Source organism: Yinghuangia sp. YIM S10712 (assembly GCF_051388935.1).
Classification (GTDB): Bacteria; Actinomycetota; Actinomycetes; order Streptomycetales; family Streptomycetaceae; genus Yinghuangia.
The window spans coordinates 250,433-257,264 of record NZ_JBPKBI010000003.1 but is presented as its reverse complement, the minus strand read 5'-3'; the positions used below and the strand labels follow the sequence as shown (position 1 = coordinate 257,264).

The 6,832-nt window shown below is 72.5% G+C and carries 5 protein-coding genes; 2 read left to right on the top strand and 3 right to left on the bottom strand.

The features are described 5' to 3' along the window. Positions 1-200: 200 nt before the first annotated feature. Together ACRX5W_RS10540 and ACRX5W_RS10535 are read left to right on the top strand one after the other, a co-directional pair. A complete protein-coding gene (locus tag ACRX5W_RS10540) occupies positions 201-1,241 on the top strand; it encodes an NAD-dependent epimerase/dehydratase family protein (RefSeq protein WP_436787761.1) in 1,041 nt (346 codons plus the stop codon). Beyond that, on the top strand, positions 1,234-2,472 hold the full coding sequence (locus ACRX5W_RS10535; RefSeq protein ID WP_436787760.1) for a lysophospholipid acyltransferase family protein: 1,239 nt from the start codon (positions 1,234-1,236) through the stop codon (positions 2,470-2,472). Before ACRX5W_RS10540 ends, ACRX5W_RS10535 begins: the two co-directional genes overlap by 8 nt. A 96-nt stretch (positions 2,473-2,568) precedes the next feature. On the opposite strand, the gene ACRX5W_RS10530 is transcribed toward ACRX5W_RS10535, so the two are convergent. From ACRX5W_RS10530 to ACRX5W_RS10520, 3 genes are all read right to left on the bottom strand, one after another. Continuing rightward, positions 2,569-3,924 carry a DUF5667 domain-containing protein gene (locus tag ACRX5W_RS10530; RefSeq protein WP_436787759.1) on the bottom strand — a complete coding sequence of 452 codons (1,356 nt, stop codon included), beginning with the start codon at positions 3,922-3,924 and terminating at the stop codon, positions 2,569-2,571. A gap of 145 nt (positions 3,925-4,069) precedes the next feature. Then, on the bottom strand, positions 4,070-4,855 hold the full coding sequence (locus tag ACRX5W_RS10525; protein ID WP_436787758.1) for an ECF subfamily RNA polymerase sigma factor, BldN family: 786 nt from the start codon (positions 4,853-4,855) through the stop codon (positions 4,070-4,072). A gap of 1,066 nt (positions 4,856-5,921) precedes the next feature. Further along, positions 5,922-6,821 (bottom strand): HAD family hydrolase, encoded by a 900-nt coding sequence (locus ACRX5W_RS10520; RefSeq protein WP_436787757.1) that lies wholly within the window; start codon positions 6,819-6,821, stop codon positions 5,922-5,924. Positions 6,822-6,832: the final 11 nt, after the last annotated feature.

Sequence of the window (6,832 nt, the reverse complement as noted above, 5' to 3'; positions counted from 1 at the left end):
CCCCCCCCCCCGCCGCGTTCCGGACCACTGCCGCCGCCGCGGATCGATCCGCCACGCGGCGGTTTTTCCCACGGCCGTTACCCGCGCCACCGGCCAGTCTCACCCGTCGTGGCCCCGGCCGGAGTTACGGTGAGTTCGTCGTCTGACGCATGCGGCCGCCTGCCGGCCGTGCCTCACCCACTCCCGGGGGTGCTACACCGATGAGCAAAGTCGTGCTGGTCACCGGGGTGACGCGCGACCTCGGCGGCCGCTTCGCGCGGCTGATCCTGCGCGCTCCCGGTGTCGAACGCGTGATCGGGGTCGACGCGGCCGAGCCTCGCCACGAACTCGACGGCGTCGAGTTCGTCCCGGCGGACATCCGCAACCCGATGATCGCCAAGGTCATCGCGTCCGCCGCCGTCGACACCGTGGTCCACCTGAGCCCCGCCGAGACCGCGCCGACCGGTTATCCGGGCACCGCGACATCGGCCAAGGAAACCAACGTCATCGGCACGATGCAGCTCCTCGCCGCGTGCCAGAAGGCGCCTTCGGTGCGCAACCTCGTGGTGCGCTCGACCACGGCCGTCTACGGCGCGTCACCGCGTGATCCGGCGATTTTCGAAGAGGACATGGAGCCCCGCGTCCCGCCGTCCCGGGGCTGGGCCAAGGACGCCGTCGAGATCGAGGGCTACGTCCGCGGTTTCGCACGCCGCCGCCCCGACGTCCCGGTCACCGTGCTGCGCTTCGCGCCCATCCTCGGCCCGACCATCTCCTCGCCGATGGCCGACTACTTCTCCCTCCCGTTCCTGCCGACCGTCCTCGGATACGACCCGCGGCTCCAGTTCCTGCACGAGGACGACGCACTCGACGCCCTGAGCGTCGCGGTCGCCACCCACGAGCCGGGTACGTACAACATCGCCGCAGACGGCGTGCTGGCTCTCTCCCAGGCCGCCCGGCGGCTCGGCCGGCCCGTGGTGCCGGTGCCGTCCCGCGCGATCGGCGTGGTGGGCCAGGGCCTGCGCCGCGCGGGAGCCATGGACCTGTCCGCCGAGCAGGTGCGGCTGCTGACCCACGGCCGCGTCGTCGACACCGCGCGGGCACGCGAGCGCCTGGGATTCGTCCCGCGCCGCACCACCGCGGAGACTTTCGACGACTTCGCCCGAGGCCGCGGCCTGCGCGGCCTGCTGTATCCCGAGCGCATCGGCCAGGTGCCGGACCGCCTCGCGTCCCTACTGCTCACCAGGAGGAGCCCGGATGGGTGACGCCCGGATCATCCCCTTCGACGGATCCGCGGGCGCGTCGCGGGGCTCCGCCGGCCGGGGCGCGCGGCGTCCCGGCAGCCGCGGCACACGGTCGGAGGCGGTGAGCGCGGGCTCCAACGCCCGCCACGCGCGCGACGAGCAGGCGATCGACGAAGCCGAAGACACCGAGGACGCGGTACCGGTCCGCGAGTCCGTGCCCCGCCGCGCCACGCGGAACACCCGGCGCGGCCCCGTGCGGGCCGTGGGAGCCGCCGACGAGGCGGGAGCGGCGGGGGACGGCCCCGCAGGTGCGCAGGCCCGCCCCCGCAGCGCCGGGTTCGGCAGGCTCGCGGGCGCGCTGGCGGGCGTCGTCGGGGGAGCCGCACGCGGCCTGGCCGACGGCCTCGCGGGCCCCGGCTGGGAGGACAAGGCCGCGGACGGCCTCGCCTTCGTGCGCCGCCGCATCACAGGCGACTACGAGGTCGACGAATTCGGTTTCGACCCCGAGCTGACCGACGCCCTGATCATGTCGATCCTGCGCCCGCTGTACGACAAGTACTTCCGGGTCGAGGTCCGCGGCCTGGAGCACGTACCGGACGAGGGCGGCGCGCTGATCGTCGCCAACCATTCCGGCACCCTCCCGCTCGACGCGCTCATGACACAGGTTGCGGTGCACGACCACCACCCCGGGGCCCGCAATCTGCGGCTCCTCGGCGCCGACCTGGTCTTCCAGCTCCCGCTGGTCGGCCAGCTCGCCCGCAAGAGCGGCCACACGCTCGCCTGTCATGCCGACGCCGAACGCCTTTTGCGGCAAGGGGAGTTGGTCGGTGTCTGGCCGGAGGGCTTCAAGGGGCTGGGCAAGCCGTTCAAGGACCGCTACAAGCTCCAGCGCTTCGGGCGCGGCGGGTTCGTCTCCGCCGCGCTGCGCACCGGGGTGCCCATCGTGCCGTGCGCGATCGTGGGCGCCGAGGAGATCTACCCCATGATCGGCAACTTCCGGACGCTCGCGCGGCTGCTCGGGCTGCCGTACTTCCCGGTGACACCGACGTTCCCGCTGCTCGGGCCGATCGGGCTGGTGCCGCTGCCGACGCGGTGGCACATCGAGTTCGGGGAGCCGATCCGCACGGACGCGTACCCGGCGCAGACCGCCGACGACCCGATGGTGGTCTTCAACCTGACCGATGAGGTGCGCGAGACCATCCAGCACACGATCTACCGCGTCCTCATGCAGCGGCGATCGGTGTTCTTCTGACGGACTCCGGTCGCCTGTGAGGCCCCGACGTGACTGTGCCCCGGCTGCTTGGACCGGGGCACAATCACATCGGAGACGGGGTTCGCTGCGGCTCGCCTATTGCTCGGCGGACCCCGCGGCACCCCCGATGGTGATGCCGATGCCCGGCAGCCTGGGGATCAGCGGAGGTACGTCCAGCCCTATGGGCGGGATCACCGGCAGCGGCACCGTGAGGTCCACGGAACTGGGGCTCGGTGACGGAGTGGTCGATTCGTCGGCCGGAGGCTCCAGAAGCGGCACGGTGACGTTGGGCAGCAGAGACTCGACGCCCGGACTCGTGGACGGCTGGGGAGCCGACGTCTGGCCGGAGGCGTCCGTTGGGGCCTGTCCCGCCACCGGCGGCACGCCGGGGGCCGCCGGAAGGACGGGCGCGACCTGCGGCGGCGAACCCGCGGCGGGGACACCGCCGCGGCCCGGCGCGTTTGCCGAGCCGCCGTCCTGTCCGGCCGCCGGGCTGTCGTCGGAGCCGTTGCTGCCGGTGGAGCCGGCGGCGGTCTTGTCGAAGTCGTCGAACGTCCGGATGTCCTGCGGGCTGAGCACGCCGGGGATCGGCGTGACCTGCCGCCGGATGTCGTAGAGCAGGTCCCACACGAGGTCGCGCTCGCCGGAGACCTCGCCGGGCAGGCGGTCGTCGATACGGTCCATGCGCTCGGTGCCGGACCGCGCGAAGGCCGCGAGGTCGCGCATGGGGGCGATCTCGGTCTTGTCGGAGGCCTCGTACGACTCGGTGAGCAGCTCGCGGCCCTTCTCGGTCTCCGAGCGCATGTCGGCCAGCACCGAGCGCAGGTGCCCGATCGTGGCCTTGTCGATCGCGCCGTCGCCCTCGCGCTCCAGCAGCCGCTCGGCCTCGGAGAGGCGCGTCCGGGCCTGGTCGAGATAGCGCTCGCCGCGCTCCTGGTCGGAGTCGGCCAACGAGAGGCGGAAGTCCTCGATGCCGCGCTTGACGCCGTACGTCATGTCGCCCGGCAGCGCGTCCGAACTCGCCACCGCGATCCCCCCGAGCCCCCCTGCGGTCAACACGATGGCTGTGCCCGCCGCCGCGAACCGCCGCCGCCGTCGCACCGTGCGCTGCCGGATGCTGATCTCCGCGTGCCGCCGTGCGCCCCGCCGGGCGTCGGCGGCCGGGGCGGGCAGGGTGGCAGCCTCCTCGACGAGGCGACTGCGCAGCGCAGCCCGGAAATCGGCGGTCGGGGTGGGCCCCGCCTCCCCCTCCTCGCGCAGCGAGGCCGCGGTGGCCAGCGCCTGCGCGACCTTCGGGTCGAGCTCGCCCGTGCCTGCGGCGCCCTCCTGCCCCGGATGCCCCGGACCGTCCCCGTGGGTCTCCCCCCGGTCGGTCGCGGGGCCGGACTCCATCTTTTCGAGTGCCTCGGCGAAGGCCGATACACGACGCCGGTCCACAACCGCGATGCTCACGGGCCGCACCTCCTCTCCCCGGATGCCCGTCCAGGGACGTCTTCGGGTCGGGGGCCGTGAGTCGGCTCCCCGCCACGCCGCGCCCCCACGGGGGCTGGTATCCGGGAGAACGAGCCGACGGCCTTCGGGGTTACGGAAGTGTGATTCACCGCACGTCCTCCGGCAACAGGCGGGCAAGTGTGCGGACGGCACGGTACTGCAAGGTCTTGATCGCGCCCTCGTTCTTGTTCATGATCCGCGCGGTCTCGGCGACCGAAAGGCCTTGCAGGAACCGGAGGGTGACGCATTCCTGCTGTTGCGGATTCAGGCGCCGGACCGCGTCGAGCAGCGCCGCGTTGGAGAGAGTTTCGAGGACGCACTCCTCGGGACTGGGCTCCACCTCGTTCGCGTCCAGCATCTCGCCGGTGGTCACTTCGAGCCGGAAGCGGCTCGATTTGAAGTGGTCCGCGACAAGGTTGCGGGCGATCGTGACGAGCCACGCGCCGAAGTCGCGGCCCTGCCAGGTGAACGTGCCGATGCGGCGCAAAGCGCGCAGGAAGGTCTCGCTGGTCAGGTCCTCGGCGATCGCGCGACCGCCGACGCGGTAGTAGATGTAGCGGTACACCGTGTCGAGGTAGTTGTCGTACAACTGCGCGAACGCTTCGCCGTCCCCGTTCTGGGCGAGCTCGACCAGGGCCATGACCCGTGCGGCTTCGCCGTCCGGGGCGCTGCCCCGCGTGTAACCGGATCCGCGGGCGGGCCGGGCGGGTTCGGTGGTGCCGGTTCGGGCGGCCCGGCCGACCACGCCGGCGAGCCCGCGCTCGCGGGACCCTCCGGCGTCGGCCACCGCGGTGGCGAGAACGAGGTCATGGGGCGAGGGGTCGAAGGCAGCGATCACCGCCGCTCGGAGCGTCGCAAGCCCGGTCACGTCAACCCGGACGATTCGGTGCACGGGACTCCCTGTTGCGTCGTCATCATCGGCGTCATGACTAAAAGTGCGAGAACGATCACCCATAGTAGGGACAAGGGGGACCGCTGTGCGCCGATCGAGAATAACGCTTAGTAAAGCCAGGAATACCAAGGGTGCTCATCGGCGTTGTGAAGCTACCGCCACGGCTGTGCGAACTGTGCCGATTGGGCGATTCCCGGGACGTGGCCAACGTCGAGTGCTATAAAGCGCACATCGCCGCGTCTTGGGCGTGTCCGGAAATACCTGCGGCCGGTCGGCACGCCGCACGTGGCAGATCGGCTCGGGCCACCGCGTGGTGCCGCGTGTCTGGCCAGGGGCTTGCCGCCCCGTCCGAACGTCGGGGCTGCCGAGCACGGGCCGCATCGCGGTGAGGCGGTGCAAACCGGGAGGTTTGCCGCAGCCGGTGGGCCCCTGCGTCGAGCCTCGTCATGCGGTGCCGCGGCGGAATCCCGGCGACGCGGCCCTGGACCGGGCGGGCGGTGCGACGGGGCTGCCGTGGCACCGACAGCACTGCGGATTCGCATCCGCCTCACGCTGCCAGATCGCGCGCGTGTTCGGGCGCGAATCCCCGTCCCCCGCGCGAAACTCGGGCGGCCGGGCCGGATGACGGCGCGATCCGGACGCGGTCGGCGGGCACGGGCCGGGGCTCGTGCCGCCGCGCGGGGGCATCGCCGTGTCGGCCGGTCGTCAGCCGAGCTGTGGTGGCGACGCGGGCGGCTGCGGGACCGGTTCGGCGTGTTCGGCCGGCCAGGTGGAGTGTCGGGGCCGGCACACCCCGATCGGATGCGAAAGATTTCGGCCAGTTCTCCGCATGGTCCATGTCACGTCGCGTCGAACTCCCCGCACGACACCGTGTGCTTGGGCGGCCCGGCAGTGCGGCGCGGCTGCGTACCGCTGTGCCTGCGCGCGATGCGTCCGCAAGGTGCCGGGCTCGGCCGCGTCGGCGCGGTACGGCGTGGCCGGCAGCGCGGGGTCCGTGCGGTACGGCGTGGCCGTGCGGCGCGGTGTCCGCGGGCGATACGTCCGGCAAGTTGCCGGGTTGGCCCCGTCAGCTCAGTGCGGCGCGGCGGCGTACCGCGGTGCCTGCGGCCAGGGCACCCGCGACGGCGCCGACGCCGGCGGCTGCCGGGATGCCGATCCGGGCGGCCTTGCGGCCGGTCCGGTAGTCCTTGACCCGCCAGCCGTGCTCCCGGGCGTGGCGACGCAGTTTCGCATCGGGGTTGACCGCGCAGGGGTCGCCGACCAGCGACAGCATGGGGATGTCGTTGCTCGAATCGCTGTAGGCCGAGCAGTCGGCGAGGTCGAGGTTCTCGCGTGCGGCGAGTCCGCGCACCGCCTCGGCCTTCGCCTCGCCGTGCAGCAGTTCGCCCACCAGGCGCCCCGTGTAGTACCCGTCGCGGGTCTCGGAGACGGTGCCGAGCGCGCCGGTCAGGCCGAGGCGGCCGGCGATGGTCGTGGCGATCTCGATCGGCGCGGCGGTGACCAGCCAGACCTGGCGGTCCGCGTCGAGGTGCATCTGGGCGAGTGCGCGCGTGCCGGGCCAGATCTTGTCGGCCATGTACTCGTCGAAGATCTCCTCGCCGAGCGCGGTGACCTCTTCGACCGAGTGGCCTTTCACGAACGAGAGCGCGGTCTCCTGGGCGTCGCCGACGTGGCCCATGTGCTCCCCGCCGAGCCGGAAGCGGGCCTGTTGCCAGCCGAAGCGCATGATGTCGCGCTTGTCGAAGAAGCGGCGGGCGTACAGGCCGCGCGCCATGTGGAAAATCGACGCGCCCCGCATGACCGTGTTGTCGAGGTCGAAGAACGCGGCTCCGAGGACGCGCTGTTCGACGGCATGATCGGTCGGAAGCGGGTGGACCGACGCGTGGGCGGCCTCGGCCGCGGCCTCGCCCGCGGTCACGGCGCGAGTCAGCGAAAAACCCCGGACATCCCGGCGCAGCACAGCCATGCGGCGAGCGT

Bases quoted from the DNA above. Each gene is read 5' to 3' on its own strand.
- ACRX5W_RS10540 (WP_436787761.1), top strand. From the start codon at position 201: ATGAGCAAAGTCGTGCTGGTCACCGGGGTGACGCGCGACCTCGGCGGC.
- ACRX5W_RS10535 (WP_436787760.1), top strand. From the start codon at position 1,234: ATGGGTGACGCCCGGATCATCCCCTTCGACGGATCCGCGGGCGCGTCG.
- ACRX5W_RS10520 (WP_436787757.1), bottom strand. From the start codon at position 6,821: ATGGCTGTGCTGCGCCGGGATGTCCGGGGTTTTTCGCTGACTCGCGCC.